Annotated in this window: 2 rRNA genes; both read left to right on the top strand. The window is 60.5% G+C overall.

Annotated features, from left to right (window positions below):
• A 16S ribosomal RNA gene (locus AC1AYR_RS11715) occupies positions 1-85 on the top strand; the annotation flags it as partial.
• Positions 86-554: 469 nt separating this feature from the next.
• Positions 555-1,400: ribosomal RNA gene (locus AC1AYR_RS11710) — 23S ribosomal RNA — on the top strand; the annotation flags it as partial.

Genomic DNA, 1,400 nt, shown 5'->3' with positions numbered 1-1,400 from the left:
GGAGCCGTCTAAGGTGAGGCTCGTGATTGGGACTAAGTCGTAACAAGGTAGCCGTACCGGAAGGTGCGGCTGGATCACCTCCTTTCTACGGAGAATACAGGCCACTGTCTGGTGGCCGGTGTGTGCCCCACGGCCGCGACAGTCGCGGTTCCGGTGGGGTTGCTGGTGTGGAAGAGATCATGGGCTGTATGGCATGGGGTTTTGGTCCCGTGGGCGGGCTGGTCCCGTGTGGTCGAGTGGTGCGGCATGCTTTTGGGTTCCCGGACCGCCACCCTCCGAGTCTTTCGGCTTGGGGTGCGGGTCCGATGCCGCCCGGTTCCGTGGGGTGTCTCCTGGTGGGGTGTCCTGTGGGCTTGGTGTGTGTTGGTGGTTTGAGAACTGGATAGTGGACGCGAGCAAGAAGAACTTGTTTTTTTCTTGTTTTGTTGATTTCGATCGAACTCCGAGGCTTTTTGTCTTGGTGTTCGTTCGGTCGTTTTGTTGTGACCGTCAACGTGTTGTGTTGATGTGTCGTCCGATGTATTCGCGAATTTGGTTTTCGCCGGTGGCGCGTGTGTGTTGCTGGTGAGGGCGCAGTGGTGGATGCCTTGGCGGACAGGACCGATGAAGGACGTGTGGGGCCGCGATAGGCCTGGGGGAGCCGCCGACAGGGCTTTGATCCCAGGATCTCCGAATGGGGGAACCCGCCACCCTCGATGGGGTGGCACCAGTCTTCGGGCTGGGGGGTACGCAGGGAAGTGAAACATCTCAGTACCTGTAGGAAAGGATGTTCCGTGAGTAGTGGCGAGCGAAAGCGGATCAGGCCAAACCGGTGTCGTGTGATACCCGTCGGGGGTTGCGGCACTGGGGTTGCGGGAGCGTGTGACCGGGTTCCGACGGGCCCGGCGTGAGTGACAAAATCGTGTGCGAGACGAACAGGATTGGATGCCTGGCCGTGGAGGGTGATGGCCCCGTAGTCGTATGCGCATGGTCTCATGATCGCGTGTCCCAAGTAGCGCGGGCCTCGTGGAATCCCGTGTGAATCCGCCCCGACCGTGGGGTAAGCCTAGATATTCCTGTCCGACCGATAGTGGACCAGTACCGTGAGGGAAAGGTGAAAAGCACCCCGGGAGGGGAGTGAAAGAGTACCTGAAACCGTGCGCCTACGATCCGTCGGAGCCTCCATTGTGGGGTGACGGCGTGCCTATCGAAAAATGAGTCTGCGAGTCAGTGGCAGGTGGCGAGCGTAACCCGTGTGGGGTACGCGTAGCGAAGGCGAGTCTGAATAAGGCGTCTGAGTCGCTTGTCCTGGACCCGAAGCGGGATGATCTAGCCCTGGTCAGGTTGAAGCGCGGGTAGGACCGTGTGGAGGACCGCACCCACCTGGGTTGAAAACCGGGGGGATGAACTGGGGCTGGGGG

The sequence above is a fragment of the Bifidobacterium sp. LH_417 genome, from assembly GCF_056357035.1.
This window is presented reverse-complemented; position numbering and strand designations above follow the sequence as displayed.